The following is an 18,386-nucleotide window of genomic DNA, read 5'->3' on the forward strand; positions in this document are numbered from 1 at the left end:
TCGTCAACCTCCTAGCCGTTCGCGCTATTCCGACCCAGAGCAGCCAGGGTGTCGTCGGCCACGGCCTGTGCCGTGAGGCCCAGCCTGCCCAGGATCACGTCGCGTTTGGCGTGGTCGAGGAACTCCTGCTCGACGCCGTGGACGTGGACGGGCGTGTCGATGCCGGCGTCGCGCACCGCGAGGGCGATCGCGGCACCGACGCCGCCCTGTCGTCCGTTGTCCTCGACCGTGACGACGACGGTGTGGTCGGCGGCGAGCCGGACGATGGCCGGGTCGACGGGCTTGACCCACCGCGGGTCGACGAGCGTGACGCCGAGCCCCTGCGCGCGCAGCAGCGTGGCGACCTCGACACCGAGGTGCCCGAAGGCACCCACCGCCACGAGCAGGACGTCTGTGGCGTCGTCGCGCGACAGGACGTCGGCGGTGCCGAGACGCTCGATCGCCGGCAGGTCTTCGCAGACGGGGCCCTTGGCGAAGCGCACGACCGTGGGCGCGTCGTCGACGTCGACGGCCTCGCGCAGCAGCTCGCGCAGCTGGGAGCCGTCACGGGGTGCCGCGATGCGCAGGCGGGGGACGATCTGCAGGAGCGACATGTCCCACATGCCGTTGTGGCTGGCACCGTCGTCGCCCGTGACGCCCGCGCGGTCGAGCACGAACGTGACGCCGCAGCGGTGCAGCGCGACGTCGAGCAGCACCTGGTCGAACGCCCGGTTGATGAACGTCGCGTACACCGCGACGACGGGGTGGAGCCCGCCCATCGCTAGGCCGGCGGCGCTGGTGACGGCGTGCTGCTCGGCGATGCCGACGTCGAACACCCGGTCGGGGAACTTGTCGGCGAAGGCGTCGAGGCCCACGGGGTAGAGCATCGCGGCGGTGATGCCCACGACGTCGGGACGCTCGTCGGCGATGCGGACGATCTCGTCGCGGAACACCGACGTCCAGCCGGCCGGGGCGATGCTGAGCGCGTCGCCGGTCGCGCGGTCGAACGGATTGGCCTGGTGCATCTGGTCGTTCTCGTTGGCGACCGCGATGTCGTAGCCGTGGCCCTTGGTTGTCAGCACGTGCACGAGCACGGGGCCGCCGAACGTGCGAGCGCGATCGAGGGCGTGCTCGACCGATGCGCGGTCGTGGCCGTCGACGGGGCCGATGTACTTGAGGCCGAGGTCCTCGAACATGCCCTGCGGCGCGAGGGCGTCCTTGACGCCCTTCTTGATGGCGTGCAGCGCCTCGTAGGCCTGGGTACCGCCGAACCGGCTGCGGGTGAGGCGCTCCTTGATGGCGCTGAGCGTCGGCTCGTAGCGGGGGTTGGTGCGGATCTCGGTGAGCCGGTTCGCCAGTCCGCCGACCGTCGGGGTGTAGGAGCGGCCGTTGTCGTTGACGATCGCGATGAGGCGGCGGTCGCTGTCGGCGGCGATGTTGTTGAGCGCCTCCCAGGCCATGCCGCCCGTGAGCGCACCGTCGCCGATGACCGCGACGACGTAGTCGTCGTTGCCCAGCAGGTGGTTGGCCTTGGCCATGCCGTCGGCGTACGACAGGCTCGTCGAGGCGTGCGAGTTCTCGACCCAGTCGTGCTCGGACTCCGCACGGCTCGGATAGCCCGACAGCCCGCCCTCACGGCGCAGCGTGGCGAACTCGCCGGCGCGCCCCGTCAGCATCTTGTGCACGTACGACTGGTGGCCGGTGTCCCAGACGATGCGGTCGGACGGGGAGTCGAACACCCGGTGGATCGCGATGCCGAGCTCGACGACGCCGAGGTTGGGGCCGAGGTGGCCGCCGTTGGAGGCGACCGTCGCGATCAGCAGCTCGCGGATCTCGGCGGCCAGCTCGGTCAGCTGCGCGTCGTCCATGGCGCGGAGGTCAGCCGGTCCCGACAGGTTCGCGAGGATGCTCACGTCGGTGTCCTCCCGGTGTTCGGCCATAGGGGTCAGTCTATCGAGGTCGACCGAGCGCGCTGCCCGATGGGCATGTGACGGGCCACGTCACGGCCGGTGTGGCGACCCGGCTCACGGCAGGTCGAACGCGGCGACCGTCGACGACTCGAGGCTGCCGAGCCAGACGACGTCACCGACCTGCCGCACACCCGTGGGCATCCCGAAGCCGGGGTGATCCCCCGCGACGTCGTGCACCAGGGTCTCGTCGGGCGCGTAGGCCTGCACCCGGATGAGCTTCTTCGGCTGGGGCTGCAGGCGCTGGGGCAGCGCCCACACCAGCCGGCGCAACAGCGGCACACGTGGCAGCAACAGGTCGAGGGCGGCGTCGCGCGGCGACGCGATCGCGACCCAGACGTTGCCGTCGTCGCCCGTCGAGATGTTGTCGGGAAAGCCCGGCAGGACGTCGCCGAACGACTCCCAGTCGCCGGCGCGGTCGCCCGTCACCCACAACCGCCTCAGCCCGTACGCGCCCGTCTCGGCCACGACGACGAACGACTCGTCGGGTGCCAGGGCGACGCCGTTGGCGAAGGCCAGCTCGTCGAGCAGCACCGTCAGGGTGCCGTCGGGGTCGCGGCGGAACAGCCGTCCGGTCGGGCGGTGCTCGATGAGGTCGCCGCGCCAGTGGTCGATGCCGAACTTGATGGAGCTGTCGGTGAACCAGATCGTGCCGTCGCGGCCGACCGCGGCGTTGTTGCAGAACATGAAAGGCGTGCCCTCGAAGGAGTCTGCCAGGACCGTGACGGCACCGGCGTCGTCGACGTGCAGCAGACCGCGGTGGGCGTCGCAGACCACCAGTCCGCCGTCCGGATGCACCTCGATGCCGAGCGGTCGCCCGCCGGTGTCGCCGATCACGGTCTCGTCACCCGTTGCCGGGTCGATCGCGAGCAGCCTGCCGTCGACGACCCCGGTCACGACGGTACCGTCGGCGAGGACGACGACGTCCTCGGTCCCGTGGCCGGACGTCTCGACGACCCGCAGGCCCGCCGGGGGCACGGGTCGTCCCGGCGGCGCGGAGGCAGGAGGGGTCCAGCGGGCGGGATCGACGGACGGCTTGGTCATCCCCCGACCCTAGGACGTGGGGCTGACCCCGCGATAGCGTCCGCGCACGTGGACCATCGCCTCGGCAGGTCCGATCTCGGCCCGTTCGACGACGCCCTCGACCAGCAGCCCCCAGCCCACCTGGCGGGGCTCGGTGTCAGCGCGCCGGACGCCCAGCCAGCCGACCGAGCCGTCGAGCACGGGCCCCCACTCGCCGTCGGACCACGTGCCGAGCGTGAACGGGCCACCGGGCGCGGGGGCAGTGCCGGCGAAGGCATCGGCCAGGAAGCGGTGATCCGCGCCGAGGACGTTGACGACCCAGGTCGACGGGTCCTCGTCCCAGAAGTCGGAGTCGGCGTCGACGAGGCCCAGCACCCGGGCGGGATCGCCGTCGGCCACCAGCAGGGACGAGATCGTGAGTCCCGCGCGATCGCGACCGCTGCCGGTCGTCCACACCGACACCGGCGACGGCAGTCGCCCCCGAAGCCGTCGCAGGGGGTCGCGCTCGCCCTCGGGCGGGACGAACGGGTGGTCGCTGTGGATCGTCACGCCCCAACCCTACGGACGTCCCGCCGCGCCTACGGCCGCTGAGTCTCCAGCTCGACGGTCTCGCGGGAGACGTCCTGGGCGCTCCGGCGGGAGAACGTGCTGACGGGTGCGCGGTCGTACGTCAGGTTGAGTGCCGGTACACGGTCCTCGACGACGAACGTGGCCCGGGTGAACGCCTCGGCCCCCGGGGTGCGCACCTGGTCGACGCAGCGGAAGTCGGCCGTGAGGTCGTCCGGCGTGATCGTGGTGTTGACGTAGCCGCGCAGGTTGTTCTGGAACTTGAGGTGTGGGTTCCAGGCGAGCCACGGATGGGCCGTGGCAGCCGAGTCCGAGCCGTTGCCGCCCGAGGTGATCGACGAGCACACCAGCTCGGTGCCGACCGACGGCCCCGTCGGGTCGTCGTAGTCGAGCTTGAGCTCGCTGGCCCAGTGGGCGTGCACGTCGCCGGTCAGCACCACGGGATTGCGCACCCCGGCGTCGACCCAGCCCCGCGTGATGCGGTCGCGCGATGCCGCGTAGCCGTCCCAGGCGTCCATCGACACGGTCGTCAGCGGCCCCTGGTCGTTGTCGCGCTGGGCGAAGAACACCTGCTGGCCCAGCACGTCCCACCGCGCCCGCGAGTGCCGAAAGCCGTCGATCAGCCACTCCTCCTGCGCCTGGCCCGTGATCGACCGCGCGGGGTCGGCGGCGGCCGGGCAGTCCGTCCGGTAGCCGTCTCCGCAGCCCTGGTCGTCGCGGAACTGCCGTGTGTCGAGCATGTGGAACGTCGCGAGCCGGCCCCAGTGGAGGCGGCGGTAGATCTGCATGTTCGCCCCCCGCGGCACCGACGTCCGGCGCAGCGGCATGTTCTCGTAGTACGCGCGGAACGCGGCCTTGCGCCGGGCGAGGAAGCCGGGCGTCTCGGCGGGCTTCTCGGGGATGTCGCCGGCCCAGTTGTTGTCGACCTCGTGGTCGTCGAACACGACGGCCCAGGCGGTCGCCGCGTGCGCCTCCTGCAGGTCGAGATCGGTCTTGTACTGCGCGTGACGCTGCCGGTAGCCCTCGAGCGTCGTGGTCTCGGGGCCGTCGTGGTCGCGCACGTTGCCGCCCGGAGCCACGTAGGCACCGGCGGTGTACTCGTACTGGTAGTCGCCCAGGTGCAGCACGAGATCGGGCCGGTCCTCGGCCAGCCGCCGGTAGGCCGTGAACAGGCCGTGCTCGAGCTGCGCGCACGAGACGAACGACATCGCCAGCGCCGAGGGCATCACTCCGCGGGGCGGGGCCGTGACGGCACGTCCGGTGCGCGACAGGAAGGGGCCGACCGAGAAGCGGTACCAGTACTCGCGCGACGGCTCGAGGTCGTCGACCTCGACGTGCACCGCGTACCCACGGTCGCGGTCGGTGCGGGTGACCCCTCGCCGGACGATCCTGCGGAACCGCTCGTCGGTCGCGACCTGCCAGGCCACGGGGACGCGCAGCGACGGCATGCCGCCCAACCCGTCGCCGGCCAACGGGTCGACCGCGAGCCGGGTCCAGATCACGAATCCGTCGGGGTCGGGATCGCCGGCGGCTACGCCGAGCGTGAACGGGTCGCGTCGCAGGTTGAGGGCGTGAGTGCGCGCATCGGCCGGGCCGGTGGCGAGCACCGGGGTCACGGCGCCGGCGCCGATGACGGCGCCGTAGGTCAGGAAGTCTCGTCGCGTGGTGGGCATGCATCCAGTCCTCGCCCGCTCAGGTGAACGGCCGACGACACCGACCCGACGTCTCGGAGAAGATGTTGGTGGTTGACTTAGTTCAAGAGTCATACTAAACATGGGTCATGGCAACTGACCTGGTGCTCGGCATCGACTCGTCGACCCAGTCGACCAAGGCCGTCCTCGTCGACGCAGCGACCGGCGAGGTCGTGGCGCACGCGTCGGCCCCCCATCCGACCGGCACCGCGGTCGACCCGCGGGCGTGGCTCACGGCGTTCGACTCCGCGACCGACGGCCTGATCGAGCGCGCGTCCGCGATCTCCGTCGGCGGTCAGCAGCACGGCATGGTGGCTCTGGACTCCGCGGGGGCACCGGTGCACGACGCGCTGCTCTGGAACGACACCCGGTCCGCACCGCAGGCCGTCGACCTCGTCGCCGAGCTCGGTGGCCCCCAGCAGTGCGCCGAGGCGATCGGCAGCGTGCTCGTCGCGTCGTTCACGTCGACCAAGCTGCGCTGGCTGCGCGACCACCAGCCCGATGCCGCCGCACGCACCCGCGACGTGCTGCTCCCCCACGACTACGTGTCGCGCCACGTCTCCGGCGGCGATGTGTTCACCGACCGCGGCGACGCATCGGGCACAGGCTACTTCTCAACCGCCGATGACGTCTGGCGGCCCGATCTCGCCGAGGCGGCGATCGGGCACGCCATCGCGCTCCCCCGCATCGTGGGTCCCGCCGAGATCGCCGGCGTGACCGCATCGGGTCTGGTGATCGGTGCAGGGACGGGCGACAACATGGCCGCTGCGCTCGCGCTCGACCTCGAGCCCGGCGATGTCGTCGTGTCGATCGGCACGTCGGGCGTCGCATCGACCATCAGCACGACGCGCGTGGCCGACGGCACGGGGTCGGTGACGGGCTTCGCCGACGCGACCGGCAACTTCCTGCCGATGGGCACCACGATGAACGCCGCGCGCATCCTTGACCTGCAGTGCGCACTGCTCGGCGTCGACCACGACGAGCTCGGCCGGCTCGCGCTCGCCGCCCCCGCCGGTGCCAACGGGCTCACGATCTCGCCCTACTACGCCGGCGAGCGCACGCCCAACCGTCCCGACGCGACCGGCACGTGGGCGGGGCTGACCGTCTCGACGTCCCGCGAGGACGTCGCCCGCGCCGCCTTCGAGGCGCTGCTGTGCTCGCTGGCCGATGCCGTCGACCTCGTCACGTCGATGACCGGCCAGCCCGCCCGACGCATCCTGATGGTCGGCGGCGCTGCCCAGAACGCGGCGGTCCACGCCCTCGCCCCGGCGATCTTCGGTGCGCCCGTCACGGTGCCGGCCCCCGGTGAGTACGTCGCGCTCGGCGCGGCGCGGCAGGCGGCCTGGGCGCTCTCGGGATCGTCGACGCTCCCCGCGTGGACGCCGCCGCCGTCCGAGACGTACGACGCCGAGGCGACGCCCGACGTGCGGCAGGCCTATGCCGCGCTGCGCGACCGCACGGCCACCTGGCACTGACGCCCGACAGACAACCAGCACCACCGACACAGATTGGCTGACCATGACCATCCCCACCCCTGCCCCGTCCGACAAGTTCTCCTTCGGGCTCTGGACCGTCGCGTACGGCGGCCGCGACCCGTTCGGCGAGGCCACGCGCGCCGACATGGACCCCATCTACGCGCTCGAGAACCTGGCCCGCATCGGCGCGTACGGCGTCAACTTCCACGATGACGACCTGATCCCCTTCGGCTCGGACGACGCGAAGCGCGATGGCATCATCGCGCGCTGGAAGAAGGGCCTGGACGACACCGGCCTGGTCGTCACGACCGCCACGACCAACCTGTTCACGCACCCCGTGTTCAAGGACGGCGGCTTCACGTCCAACGACCGCGACGTCCGCCGCTTCGCGATCCGCAAGGTCATGCGCAACATCGACCTCGCCGCCGAGCTGGGCGCCAAGGTCTACGTCTGCTGGGGCGGACGCGAGGGCGCCGAGTCGGGCGCTGCCAAGGACGTCGCGGCGGCACTCGACCGCTACCGCGAGGCCTTCAACGTCCTGGGCGAGTTCGTCCACGACAAGGGCTACGACATGAAGTTCGCGATCGAACCCAAGCCCAACGAGCCCCGCGGCGACATCCTGCTGCCGACGATCGGCCACGCGCTGGCGTTCATCAACACCCTCGACCGCTCCGAGATGGTCGGCGTCAACCCCGAGATCGGGCACGAGGAGATGGCCGGCCTCAACGCGGCGCACGGCTACGCGCAGGCGCTGTGGCAGGGCAAGCTCTTCCACATCGACCTCAACGGCCAGAGCGGTCCGCGCTACGACCAGGACTTCCGGTTCGGTGCCGGCAACGTGCGCGGCGCGTTCTGGGTCGTCGACACGATCCTGGCCGGTGGCTACGACGGCCCCGTCCACTTCGACTTCAAGACGCCCCGCACCGAGGACGACAAGGGCGTCTGGGCGTCGGCCGCGGGCTGCATGACCAACTACCTCGTCCTGCGCGACAAGGTGCAGGCGTTCCGCGCCGATCCGGAGGTGCAGGCCGCGCTCGAGGCCGCCAAGCTGCCCGAGCTCGCCGTCCCGACGCTCGACGACGGCGAGGGCTGGGCCGAGCTCGAGAAGGCCGAGCTGCGCGATCCCGACGAGCTGGCTGCCCGCGGAGCGGCGTTCGAGCACCTCGACCAGCTGGCGCTCGAGCACCTGTACGGGGTGCGCTGAGCGTGGCCCCCCGGGTCGGCTCGGGCGGACGGCCGACCGGAGCACCGGTCGGCACGGAGCAGGTGAGGCGCCAGAACACGGGCCTCGTCCTGCGCTCGCTGCGGGCCGAGGGCCCCGCGAGCCGCACCGAGCTGGCCCGTCGCACGGGTCTGGCCAAGGCCACGGTCGGCACGATCGTGGCCGAGCTCGAGCTCGGCCGGGCGGTCACCGAGGACGGCGTCGCGTCGTCCTCGGCAGTGCCGGCCGGCCGGGGTCGTCCCGGCCGGCCGGTGACCCTCACGGGTGAGTCGATCATCGGGCTCGGCCTCGAGGTCAACGTCGACTACGTGGCGGCGGTCGCGCTCGACCTGTCGGGCAACGTCGTGGCGGTCGAAACGCGCCCCGTCTCCACGGCCGGGCGACCGCCCAGCGCCCGCGAGCTCGTCGAGCTCGCGACCGACGTGCGGGCAGACCTCGTGGCCGGCGGCAGGCGGGTCGTCAGCGCGACCGTCGCGGTGCCCGGTCTCGTCGCGCATGACAACCGCACGGTGTCGTGGGCACCCAACCTCGGCTGGGACGGCCGCGAGCTGGCCGCCGAGCTCGAGCACGCCTTCGACGGCGACTGCCCCACCACGGTCGACAACGACGCCAACTGTGCAGCCCTCGCGGAGGCGTCCCACGGCGTCGCGACCGACGTCGTCGACTCGCTCTACCTCACCGGCACGATCGGCATCGGTGCCGGCATCGTCCGTGACGGGACGCTGCTGCGCGGCGGTTCGGGCTTCGCCGGCGAGGTCGGCCACATGCCGGTCGGCGACCCGGCCGCCCAGTGCGGATGCGGCCGGATGGGGTGCTGGGAGGCGTCCGTCGGACTGCGCGCGATGCTCACGGCCGTGGGCATGGATGAGCAGTCCACCCCCCTGCAGACCGCCACCGCGGTCGCCGAGCGGGCCGTCGACGACGAGCGGGTGCGTGCGGCGCTCGAGGTGCTGGGGCTCGACCTCGGCCGCGGGCTCGCGACCCTGGCGGCAGTGCTCGACCCGTCGGCGATCGTCCTCGGCGGCTACTTCGTGCCGCTGGGACAGTTCGTCGTCCCGGCGGCCCAGGCCGTGCTCGCCGAGCGCCTGCCGACTGCCCAACTGCACCTGCCGGAGATCCGGCTCAGCTCGCTCGGCATCCACGCCGCCGCCCTGGGTGCCGCCGAGCACGCGCTCGTCGACGTGTTCACGGGCTCGCTCGCGCTGTAGGCCGGCCCAAGCGTCATCAGGTCAGGTGGTCGTTGCTGCCACTGACCCACGCGACGTAGCGATCGGCCGACCGCTGCACCGTCAGGTCCGCACCCGGCCCGATACCGGCCCCGAAGTTGTTGAACAGGTGGTCGTACTCCCAGCCGCCGACGTGATCGGCGATGCGCCGCACGACGCCGGCCGACAGCGGGATGCGGTTGGGGTAGCTGCGCAGGAACGTCACTCCCCCGTCGGCCACCGGGAAGATCGCGTCGCCGGCGAGCAGCACACCACGGCCCAGCGACGGCGGGTCCGACCACAGCGCCACGGTGCTGCCCTTGAAGTGGCCACCGACCTGGTGGAGCCAGATGCCCGGAAGCACCTCGAACGGCTCGCTCCACGTCCGCATCGCCGGCACCCACCGACCGACCCACTGCCGGTCGGTCTCGGCGATCCACACCGGGGCGTCGTCGAAGGCCGCGCTCCACGCGGACTGCGCTCCGTACATGTGCGGGTGGCTCGCGACGACCGCTGCGACACCGCCGAGCTCACGCACCCGCTCGACCGATGCGTCGTCGATCAGGCCGGGCGGGTCGAACAGCAGGTTGCCGTCGGCGGTCTGCACCAGGACGGCCTGCTGGCCGATGCCGACGTCGTCGGCCCCGACGAACCACATCCGCTCGACCACCGGCGACACCTGCACGGAGCGTCCCTCGGCCTCCAGGCCCGCGAGCGTCGCCCACGCCTGACCCGAGGTCGGGACGTACTGCCGCTCGTCCTCGCAGATGTCGCACCGCTCGGGCTCGGTGTCCGACGGTCCCCGCTCCACGCCGCACGCGCGGCACAGCCAGATGGTCGACGACGTCGAAAGGTCCATGCGACCGATCATGCCCGTGAAAGGCCACAGCGCAAACTAAGTGCTGAGTCCTCGCGTTCGGGCGAAGTTCCCTACGTTCTCAAGAAGTATCTCGCGAGTAGTGTCGTTCTCGACGCGCACGTCTGCGGCGCCTGCCAGCTTCTCTGCCTCCACGTCATATTGCCCGTAGAGTTCGAGTTGTCGCTGTCGGTCAGGCTCAGCCAACTCTGAGAATCTGTCCGCCAAGCGAGCCAGGCGATGAGTCCTCGATGCACTGACATGCAGCAGCGTCAGCGCGGGGAAGGTCTGGCGGAGCTGGTCGATCGAGGTAGCAAATCGGATGGCGTCTACGACCGCTCGAGGTTCCCTGCCTGCTTCTACGGAGCGGGACACAATGGTGTCCGTCACCAGATTTGCGATCCGCTCCACGTCGTGACGCTCGAGGAACGCCCGGCCTATCTCGGCCCTCGGCAGGGAAGCCATCCTCAGATCCTGAGCCAGGAGTGCGCCCACGTCTATCAAATCTAGATGCGCCAAGGCCGAGAGATATCGTGCAACCGTGGACTTGCCGGAACCTGGAAGCCCGACCAGAACAACCACGTCAGCGGACACGTGCGATAAACCAGGCTGACGAGTGGGTGTGCCGACCGACGACAGGCTCGTGGCTTTCGGTGATGGTGCCGGTCTCCCAATAGGCGACATCGAAATTGCGCGTCAGTGCTTGCCGGTATGAGTTAGCACTCCGCAGGTAGAGATCGACCGTTCCATGCCCGTTGGGGATGGGAAGTTCCGACGTCAGCGCCGAGCCGGCGAACACAGTTCCCGGAGCCTGCTTGCCGCAGAACACCAACAGGTCATCTAGCTCAGCATCGTCCAGACAGTGAAGGAGACCGTAAGCCAGGACGATCTGGAAATGGGTCATCCCATAGACGACGGAGCTCTTCGAGCACATCGAGACCACTGAATCCGATCGAACCAAATCGGTTCGCCGTTGGTCCAGCCGTTGAATAGCCACGGGATCGCAGTCGACGGCGAGCACCGTGAAACCTTGCGCGACCATAGCGAAAGTGTTGCGTCCCTCTCCGCAGCCAAGATCGACAGCATGCCCCTTCATCGACAAGCCGAGCACGCCGGACATCAACCGTCCCGGCGTCGAACCCCACACATCATCGATGCGGTCGTAGAGCTCGCCATAAGGGCGCGAAGTCGCGATCTGCCAATCAGCCAAGGCGCGCCACCTGGTGAGCCGTGCTTGCAAGCACGAGGCTCGCATTGATCTTTGGAGGCATCGACGACAGTCCTGCTCCAAGAAGCGCAAGGCCCTTCGTATACGTCTCACCATCGCCGACGGCGCCGCTGGCAATCGCATGACGACGCGTTTCGATCACAGCCCCAACAACGCGCGACATGAGACGCCCAAACAAGCGCTCGTCCGCCCACTTCTGGATTCTACCGACGTCGGCAGGCTCGCCGAACTCATGACCCGAGATCAGATCGTCCATTGCCAACAGGTCGGTCATCCGCGCACTACGGGGAGCGACCAGGAACTTTAGCGAGCATTCCATCATCAGGAAGTCGACCGCGCGCCAGCGCTCGGCCGTCCATCCAAAATCTATGAGGAAAGTCTTGCCCGCCTCGTCGAGGAGCACGTTCTGCGTATGCAGGTCACCATGGACGACGCCCAGCCGAATCGGAACGACTTCGTTGCTCAACTCCTCGACGCGGTCGCTCAACGAGAGAACCGATGAAACGCCCGATGCACCAACCAGCGCCTCGGCACCCGCTCTACCAAGACGATCTGCTGATCCAACGAGGTCGCGCCGGTCGACCCACCAGTCGAGTGCCTCGTGCAACGGCTGACTTTCTGTCACGGTCTCCGACTGGTCGTAGTGCCAGACCTTCATGCGGTCGCCGAACAACGAATTCATGCATGCGACGGCGGCATCGGCAGACTCCAGCCCACGAAGGTGGTCACGCAAGCTGCTGACAGGTGAGTCTGAGACGAACTCGCTCCTAAGCAGAGCTGTTGCACCGTCGCCCGACTTGGATCGCACCAAAAACGCCTTGGGCGTATCGGCATCGATGGCGTAGGCGTAGTTCACGATCGCGTCATACTCGCGCTGTAGTTTTGCAGCGCTTCCGATCTTGAAAACATGCAGCCGCGACATGACATTGGCACGAGGTGTCCGCCATCGGGCCTGCCACACCGAGGCCCCGCTCAAGCCCTTGTCCAACGCGTCCAGGTAGACGATCGGTGCTCCGCTCGAGGCCTGTCCGATCAGCTCGCGATGCACGTCGGCGCCAAGCAAACCCAAGTGATCGAGAACGGTCACGCATCAACCTTCATAGGGGCGGCAACCTGGCCACCTGCTGGTCGGCATCCGTCACGATAGAACGAAACTCCCTTGCAGCCCGACTGCCACGCCAGGACCAGTGCCGCTCTAATCTCGTCAGGCTGCGCTGAACTTGGCAGCAAAACCGTGGTGGACACGGCGTTGTCAACCTCCCGCTGAGCGGCGGCGAGAACAGCGATGTGGTCTCGCCAGGATGTGGCAGGACCGAGCGGCTCTATCCCCGGACTAACGCCCATCAGTCGAGAAATGCCCCCAGTGGGGGCGATGCTGGTGACGTAGGGACGATTACCGACCTCATCACGAGCGACTCGATTCATAACACTCAGCGACTCGGCCAAGAACTCAGTCGAGGCCTGCCCTCCATAGCGCAAACCCTGACGTTCGAGTGACGTTGCGAACCCCATGACTCCCATACCGATCCGTCGAACCGTGGTGTTGATGACCCGGTGCGCAACCGACGGATATGAAGTCGCGTCGACGGCTGCGTCAAGCAACCGCGCCAAGGATCTGACCGCCGCTCTGAAGCCGTCCCAATCCTCTCCATCCTCGTTGAAGTAAGCGGCGAGATTGATACTTCCGAGATTGCAAGCATGGCCCGGCGGTAGGTATTGCTCGCCGCAGGGGTTGCATCCGTCGATGATGTCTGGCCACGGATCAAGGCGGTTGACGGAATCGATGAACGTCACGCATGGCAGCCCCGTACGCCAGATGGCCTCAACGAGGACATCCAATGCAGCGGATTGCGTTTCTTTCACCAAGCTGCGCATCTCACCATCGTGGATGTTCACCACGAGGTTGAAGTGACGTAAGTGCGACTCGGAACTGCATCGATCTGCCAGCAAGCCAATCTCAGCGTCAAGCGACAGCGACACTGCTGAAGCGGTCCGCTTCGTTCCCGTCCTCCGTGACAAATCATCCAGCGCGTACCCGACTTCGCTCACAATCGACGCGACATCGACTGCACCTCCAGCACGCTTGGACGACCTTCCGAGGTTCATCCCCAGACCCGCCCCGGCTGCGACCCTCGCTTGATAAACGCCTGCGATCTGCGTTCCCTCGTCACTGACGCCGTGTTCATCGGGCGCTTCGACGTAGCAGCTCATCAGGTTGGCGTCGGCGATTCCCGCGGAGCGATAGATCTGTCCTGATGTCGACATCCGACCCGAGTCGATCAGGCTTCGGGCTTCGTCGCGAAAAGGAGCCTCCGTCAGACTGACTACACGGTCGAGAATGGTCGCCCACGGCTCGCCTGGGAAAGACTGGAACCTACCCAGTTCTGATGATCGGACCGGCGACAAGAGCACATCGGCAGCATAACGGCACCAGCGATGCATCCCGTCGGATTCCGCAGACTCCAACCGGACCACGCTTTGCGGCTCCAACTACCTAAGGGTGGAAAGTCAGTGACTCAGCTGGCGAGGGCGGCGTCCGCGTCGTGGCACGCCGAGGCGAGGCGCTCGACCGGATCGGCCAGCAGCGGCTCGAAGGCCAGCTCTGCGGCACCGTGCAGCACGGAGTCGCCGCCGAGGCCCGGCAGGGCCACGCGCACGAGCTCGCGGGGGGCCGTGAGGGCGTGCACCTCGAGCTGCGCCTCGACATCGTCCTGCACGAGCGGGAAGAGCGGTCGCAGGTAGCCGCCCAGCACGATGACGCGGGGGTTGAGCATGTTCACGATGCCGGCGATGCCGCGGCCGAGGTGTGAACCGACGAGTCGCAGCTCTGGAGACGCCCCGTGCACGCCCTCGAGGAACTCCCCCAGCGCGCCGACCCGCTCGGGCGGGCAGCCGATCGCCGCGGCGATCGCGTCCGCTCCGATCTCGGTCTCCCAGCATCCGCGCGCGCCGCAGTGGCACAGCTTGCCCTCCGGGTGGAACGGCATGTGGCCGATCTCGCCCGCGTAGCCGCCGGCCCCTTCGAGCTTGTGGCCGCTGACGATGACGCCGGCACCCACGCCGACCTCGCCCGACAGGTAGACGAGGTCCTCGACGCCGACCCCGGCACCGCGCAGGTGCTCCGCGAGCGCGCCGAGGTCTGCGTCGTTGCCCAGCACCGGGGTGCCGATGGCACCGAGCCGGTCGCCCAGGATCTGCGCGAACGGCACGTCGTGCCAGTCGAGGTTGGGCGCGAGCCGCACCAGTCCGTCCTCGGCCCGAATGATGCCGGGCACTCCCACGCCGACGCCCACGAGCACCGAGTCGGGCTCGACGTCCTTGACCACGAGCCGCATGAGCTCGACGACCGAGTCGCTGATGGCGTGCGGGTCGTGGGCGACCGGCACAGGGCCCGTTGCCCGCGACTGGATGACCCCGCCGAGGCCCACGCGGGCGACCGTGAGGCCGTCGACCCGCAGGTCGACCGCCAGCACGTACGCACCGCTGCGGGCCTTGACGTCGACCGAGGGCCGGCCGGCGCCGAGCCGGGCGCCCGTCGGGGCGGCCTGCTCGGCCAGCCCCAACGACTCCAGCTCGGCGACCAGCCCCGCGATGGTGCTGCGGTTGAGACCCATCCGCGTCGTGAGCTCGGCCCTCGACAGGCGGCCGGCGCGGTGCACGTGCCCGAGAACCGTCCCGAGGTTGTGCCGCCGGATGTCCTCCTGGTTCGTCCCGACGCCTGCGCGCCCGGCGGAGGCCATGGTTACAGGCCTGAAGCGGAACGCCGCCTGCGCGAGATGGCATCGACGCTGGCCGCGAGGAGCAGCACGCCACCCGTGACGACGTAGTTGATCCACGACGCCTGCGCGAGCAGACCCAGACCGTTGGCGATCGTCGCGATCACGAGACCTCCGACGACGGCGTTGGACGCCTTGCCCTTGCCGCCGAAGAGGCTCGTGCCACCGATGACGGCTGCGCCGACCGCGTACAGCAGCGTGTTGCCGCCACCCGAGGCGGTCGACACCTTGCCACCGTAGGAGGCCAGGACGATGCCGCTGACGACCGCCATGGTCGTGCACATCATGAACACCGAGATGCGGATGCGATCGACGTTGATGCCGGCACGACGAGCGGCCTCGGCGTTGCCACCGACGGCGTAGACGTGACGTCCCCACGTGGTGCGGCCGAGCGCGAACGTCCAGGCGATCAGCAGGACGACGACCAGCGGGATGACGTACGGGATGCCCTTGATCGGGAAGTTCGCGTTGACGCTGCGGTTCTGGTTGAGCACGAGCGTGATGCCCAGCAGGACGACCGCGAGCGCCACGATCTGCAGGGCGACGACGGCCATCGGCTGGTGCTGCAGGTTCTGGGCGACTTTGCGACGGTGCTGCAGCAGGCGCAGCGCGGCGAACACGGCGATGATGACGATGGCCGCGATCCAGCCGGCCGCGACACTCATGTTGTTGTTGGCGATGCCGCTGATGACCGGCTGGTTGATGCGGACGGACCCGCCCTCGCCGATCAGCTTGAGCAGGACGCCCTGCAGACCCAGGAAGAACGCCAGGGTCACGACGAACGACGGGATGCCGAGCTTCGCCACGAGCACGCCCGTGACGATGCCGATGACGGCACCCGTCAGCAGGCCGGCGATGACGGCGACGCCCCAGCCCTGGCCGTGGTCGACGATGAGCAGGCCCATGACGGCGGCACCGGTGCTGCCCGCGACGCCGGCGGACAGGTCGATGTCGCCCAGCAGCAGCACCGGGACGAGCGCCATGGCCAGGATGATGATCGAGCCGGCCTGCGTCGCCAGGTTGGCCATGTTGAGGTTCGACAGGAACCGGTCGTTGGCGATGCCGAAGACGATGAACAGCACGACGAGGCCGAGGATCGAGGGAAGCGCCCCCATGTCGCCGCCGCGCACGCGCTGGACGTAGGCCCTGGCGGAGTCGCCGAGGGTGTTCGACTGCGTGAGGTCGTTGGCGAAGCCCGCCTGCTCGGCGTCGGTGATGATGTCGGTCATGAGTGTCTCCCCGCGGTCAGACGGTGGTGGACGGGGCTGCGGCCACGTCGAGGTCGGATGAGGTGCCGGTCGTGATGAGCTCGACGACCTGACGGGACGTGACGTCCTTCGTCGCGACGTCGGCGGCCACGCGACCGAGGTAGAGGGCCGTGATGCGGTCGGCGACCTCGAAGACGTCGGTGAGGTTGTGCGAGATCAGCAGCACGCCCACGCCGGAGTCGGCGAGACGTCGCACGAGGTCGAGCACCTGACGGGTCTGGGCCACGCCGAGTGCGGCGGTCGGCTCGTCGAGCAGGACGACCTTGGAGTTCCACAGCACCGACTTCGCGATCGCGACGGTCTGGCGCTGACCTCCCGAGAGGCTCGAGACGCTCTGGCGCACGGACTTGACGGTGCGCACCGAGAGCGACTTCAGCGCCTCACGGGCCTGCGACTCCATCGTGGTCTCGTCGAGGACGATGCCGTTCTTCTTCTCACGGCCGAGGAACATGTTCTCGACGATGTCGAGGTTCTCGCACAGGGCGAGATCCTGGTAGACGACCTCGATGCCGAGGGCAGAGGCGTCCTTGGGGCCGTGCACCGTGACGGGCTTGCCCTCGAAGAGGTACTCACCGTTGTCGGCCGCGTACGTGCCGGAGATGGTCTTGACGAGCGTCGACTTGCCCGCGCCGTTGTCGCCGACGAGGGCGGTGACCTGCCCGGGGTAGATGGCCAGGTCGACGTCGTGCAGGACGTGGACGACGCCGAAGCTCTTGTTGACTCCGCGCAGCTGCAGGAGTGGGGTCGTGTCGCTCATGGTGAGCCTTCCGGGTGCGGTTCCGAGATGGGGCTTGGTGCTGGGTTGGTGCTGGGTCGTGCTGGGGTCGTACGAGGTGGTGCGGACAGCAGCGGGTGCGGCCCACCGAGGTCGTCGGTGGGCCGCACCCCTTGTGCTACTTGACGCCGTTCTCCTCGCAGAGCTTCGCGAAGTCGGCCGTGCAGATGTCGGAGGCCTTCAGGTCTCCGGCGTCCACGACAGCCTGGATGTTGCTCTTGTCGATCGACACGGGGTCGAGCAGGATGGCCGGGACCTCACGCTTGCCGGTCTCGTCCTCGACCGTGCCGGTGGTCTCGGGCTTGTCGCCCTTGACCATCGCGATGGCGGCCTCGGCGAGTGCCTTGGCCTGGCCCGTGGCCGACTTCTGGATCGTCATGCACTGGTCACCCGTGAGGATGTTCTGCAGACCCTCGATCGAGGCGTCCTGACCCGTGACCGGAACCTTGCCGTTCTGGCCGTTCTTCTTCAGGATCGAGATGACACCGCCCGCGAGGCCGTCGTTGGCCGCGTACACGCCGTCGACCTTGCCGCTGACCTTCGTGTACAGCTGCTCGAAGATCGTGACGGCCTTGTCGTTGTCCCAGTCGGGGACGGCCTGCTCGGCGACGTTCTTGTAGGTCGAGACCTTGTCGAGGACGCTGTGCGCACCCTGGCTGAACAGCGTCGCGTTGTTGTCGGTCGGCGAGCCGTTCAAGTAGATGAGGTTGGCGTCGGTCTTCTTGTCGGCCTCGAGGCACTTCTGGAGACCCTCGCCCTGCAGGGCCCCGACCTTGCTGTTGTCGTACGAGATGTAGACGTCGGCCGAGCCACCGAGGGTCAGACGGTCGTAGTCGATCGTCTTGACGCCCTGCTTGGCCGCCTTGGCCTCGATGGCCGCACCCGAGTCGGAGTCGAGGTTGACGATCGCGAGGACCGTGACACCGTCGGTGATCATGCCGTCGGCGATGGTCGCCATCTTGTCCGCGTCGCCCTCGGCGTTCTGAATGTCCGACTCGACGCCGGCGGCGTCGAAGGCGGCCTTGAGCGCCGGCTTGTCGGCGCTCTCCCAGCGGACGGACGACTTGGTGTCCGGGAGGATGACGCCGATCTTGCCCTCGACCTTGCTGCCACCGCCGCCGTTGCCGCCGTCGCTGCCAGCGCTGTCGCTGCTGCTGCCGCCGCACGCGCTGAGCGCGAGCGTCGCACCCATGACCGTGGCCAGCACGAGATTGCGTGTCCGCTTCACACAGACCGCCTCCAATTCATCCGGTAGTGCGTTCTGGTCGAGGATGTTTCGCCCACGTAACGCGTTTGTTGTTTGGGACAACGTATAGCGTGTCGGGGGTCACGTCCAGCAACTCGGACAACAAAT

The 18,386-nt window shown here is 68.8% G+C and carries 16 protein-coding genes; 3 read left to right on the forward strand and 13 right to left on the reverse strand.

All coding sequences use genetic code 11. From position 1 onward, the window contains the following. Window positions 1–11: 11 nt before the first annotated feature. The 4 genes from dxs to JOF40_RS16625 all read right to left on the reverse strand — a co-directional run bounded on the left by dxs (window position 12) and on the right by JOF40_RS16625 (window position 5,209). On the reverse strand, window positions 12–1,919 hold the full coding sequence (gene dxs / locus JOF40_RS16610; RefSeq protein ID WP_209674670.1) for a 1-deoxy-D-xylulose-5-phosphate synthase: 1,908 nt from the start codon (window positions 1,917–1,919) through the stop codon (window positions 12–14). 84 nt (window positions 1,920–2,003) lie between these two features. After that, a complete protein-coding gene (locus JOF40_RS16615; RefSeq protein WP_129183519.1) occupies window positions 2,004–2,990 on the reverse strand; it encodes an SMP-30/gluconolactonase/LRE family protein in 987 nt (328 codons plus the stop codon). Window positions 2,991–2,999: 9 nt separating this feature from the next. After that, window positions 3,000–3,518 (reverse strand): flavin reductase family protein, encoded by a 519-nt coding sequence (locus tag JOF40_RS16620; protein WP_129183517.1) that lies wholly within the window; start codon window positions 3,516–3,518, stop codon window positions 3,000–3,002. Window positions 3,519–3,547: 29 nt separating this feature from the next. Next, on the reverse strand, window positions 3,548–5,209 hold the full coding sequence (locus tag JOF40_RS16625) for an alkaline phosphatase D family protein (RefSeq protein ID WP_129183515.1): 1,662 nt from the start codon (window positions 5,207–5,209) through the stop codon (window positions 3,548–3,550). Window positions 5,210–5,316: 107 nt separating this feature from the next. Here JOF40_RS16625 and xylB point away from each other — a divergent pair, with 107 nt between their 5' ends. The 3 genes from xylB to JOF40_RS16640 all read left to right on the forward strand — a co-directional run bounded on the left by xylB (window position 5,317) and on the right by JOF40_RS16640 (window position 9,132). Next, window positions 5,317–6,702, forward strand: coding sequence for a xylulokinase (gene xylB / locus JOF40_RS16630; RefSeq protein WP_129183513.1), 1,386 nt, complete (start codon window positions 5,317–5,319; stop codon window positions 6,700–6,702). A gap of 43 nt (window positions 6,703–6,745) precedes the next feature. Further along, window positions 6,746–7,906, forward strand: a complete 1,161-nt coding sequence (xylA, locus tag JOF40_RS16635) for a xylose isomerase (protein ID WP_129183511.1) — start codon at window positions 6,746–6,748, stop codon at window positions 7,904–7,906. A gap of 62 nt (window positions 7,907–7,968) precedes the next feature. Continuing rightward, a complete protein-coding gene (locus JOF40_RS16640; protein ID WP_188111799.1) occupies window positions 7,969–9,132 on the forward strand; it encodes an ROK family transcriptional regulator in 1,164 nt (387 codons plus the stop codon). A gap of 16 nt (window positions 9,133–9,148) precedes the next feature. Here JOF40_RS16640 and JOF40_RS16645 read toward each other — a convergent pair whose 3' ends face one another. From JOF40_RS16645 to JOF40_RS16685, 9 genes are all read right to left on the reverse strand, one after another. Further along, on the reverse strand, window positions 9,149–9,988 hold the full coding sequence (locus tag JOF40_RS16645) for an MBL fold metallo-hydrolase (protein WP_245343151.1): 840 nt from the start codon (window positions 9,986–9,988) through the stop codon (window positions 9,149–9,151). A gap of 36 nt (window positions 9,989–10,024) precedes the next feature. Further along, window positions 10,025–10,579 carry an AAA family ATPase gene (locus JOF40_RS16650; protein WP_129183507.1) on the reverse strand — a complete coding sequence of 185 codons (555 nt, stop codon included), beginning with the start codon at window positions 10,577–10,579 and terminating at the stop codon, window positions 10,025–10,027. Then, on the reverse strand, window positions 10,569–11,195 hold the full coding sequence (locus JOF40_RS16655) for a methyltransferase domain-containing protein (RefSeq protein WP_209674672.1): 627 nt from the start codon (window positions 11,193–11,195) through the stop codon (window positions 10,569–10,571). Before JOF40_RS16655 ends, JOF40_RS16650 begins: the two co-directional genes overlap by 11 nt. After that, on the reverse strand, window positions 11,188–12,300 hold the full coding sequence (locus JOF40_RS20280) for a phosphotransferase (protein ID WP_129183503.1): 1,113 nt from the start codon (window positions 12,298–12,300) through the stop codon (window positions 11,188–11,190). Before JOF40_RS20280 ends, JOF40_RS16655 begins: the two co-directional genes overlap by 8 nt. After that, on the reverse strand, window positions 12,297–13,688 hold the full coding sequence (locus JOF40_RS16665) for a ribonucleotide reductase barrel domain-containing protein (RefSeq protein WP_129183501.1): 1,392 nt from the start codon (window positions 13,686–13,688) through the stop codon (window positions 12,297–12,299). Before JOF40_RS16665 ends, JOF40_RS20280 begins: the two co-directional genes overlap by 4 nt. A gap of 41 nt (window positions 13,689–13,729) precedes the next feature. Further along, window positions 13,730–14,953: an ROK family transcriptional regulator gene (locus JOF40_RS16670; protein WP_129183499.1), complete on the reverse strand. Its 1,224-nt coding sequence runs from the start codon at window positions 14,951–14,953 to the stop codon at window positions 13,730–13,732. A 2-nt stretch (window positions 14,954–14,955) separates the two neighbouring features. Next, the gene (locus JOF40_RS16675) at window positions 14,956–16,218 is read right to left on the reverse strand and encodes a sugar ABC transporter permease (RefSeq protein ID WP_129183497.1); all 1,263 of its coding nucleotides are present in this window, start codon (window positions 16,216–16,218) and stop codon (window positions 14,956–14,958) included. 16 nt (window positions 16,219–16,234) lie between these two features. Next, window positions 16,235–17,014 carry an ATP-binding cassette domain-containing protein gene (locus JOF40_RS16680; protein ID WP_129183495.1) on the reverse strand — a complete coding sequence of 260 codons (780 nt, stop codon included), beginning with the start codon at window positions 17,012–17,014 and terminating at the stop codon, window positions 16,235–16,237. Window positions 17,015–17,150: 136 nt separating this feature from the next. Then, window positions 17,151–18,260 (reverse strand): sugar ABC transporter substrate-binding protein, encoded by a 1,110-nt coding sequence (locus JOF40_RS16685; RefSeq protein ID WP_129183493.1) that lies wholly within the window; start codon window positions 18,258–18,260, stop codon window positions 17,151–17,153. Between the last annotated feature and the right edge of the window lie 126 nt (window positions 18,261–18,386).

Origin of the sequence: Aeromicrobium fastidiosum, from assembly GCF_017876595.1 — a bacterium.
Taxonomy (GTDB): Bacteria; Actinomycetota; Actinomycetes; order Propionibacteriales; family Nocardioidaceae; genus Aeromicrobium; species Aeromicrobium fastidiosum.

What these genes read in the sequence shown, in the direction of transcription:
- xylA (WP_129183511.1), top strand. Translation starts at nt 6,746, where the DNA reads ATGACCATCCCCACCCCTGCCCCGTCCGACAAGTTCTCCTTCGGGCTC.
- JOF40_RS16615 (WP_129183519.1), bottom strand. Translation starts at nt 2,990, where the DNA reads ATGACCAAGCCGTCCGTCGATCCCGCCCGCTGGACCCCTCCTGCCTCC.
- JOF40_RS16680 (WP_129183495.1), bottom strand. Translation starts at nt 17,014, where the DNA reads ATGAGCGACACGACCCCACTCCTGCAGCTGCGCGGAGTCAACAAGAGC.
- JOF40_RS16645 (WP_245343151.1), bottom strand. Translation starts at nt 9,988, where the DNA reads ATGGACCTTTCGACGTCGTCGACCATCTGGCTGTGCCGCGCGTGCGGC.
- JOF40_RS16670 (WP_129183499.1), bottom strand. Translation starts at nt 14,953, where the DNA reads ATGGCCTCCGCCGGGCGCGCAGGCGTCGGGACGAACCAGGAGGACATC.
- JOF40_RS16625 (WP_129183515.1), bottom strand. Translation starts at nt 5,209, where the DNA reads ATGCCCACCACGCGACGAGACTTCCTGACCTACGGCGCCGTCATCGGC.
- dxs (WP_209674670.1), bottom strand. Translation starts at nt 1,919, where the DNA reads ATGGCCGAACACCGGGAGGACACCGACGTGAGCATCCTCGCGAACCTG.
- JOF40_RS16675 (WP_129183497.1), bottom strand. Translation starts at nt 16,218, where the DNA reads ATGACCGACATCATCACCGACGCCGAGCAGGCGGGCTTCGCCAACGAC.
- xylB (WP_129183513.1), top strand. Translation starts at nt 5,317, where the DNA reads ATGGCAACTGACCTGGTGCTCGGCATCGACTCGTCGACCCAGTCGACC.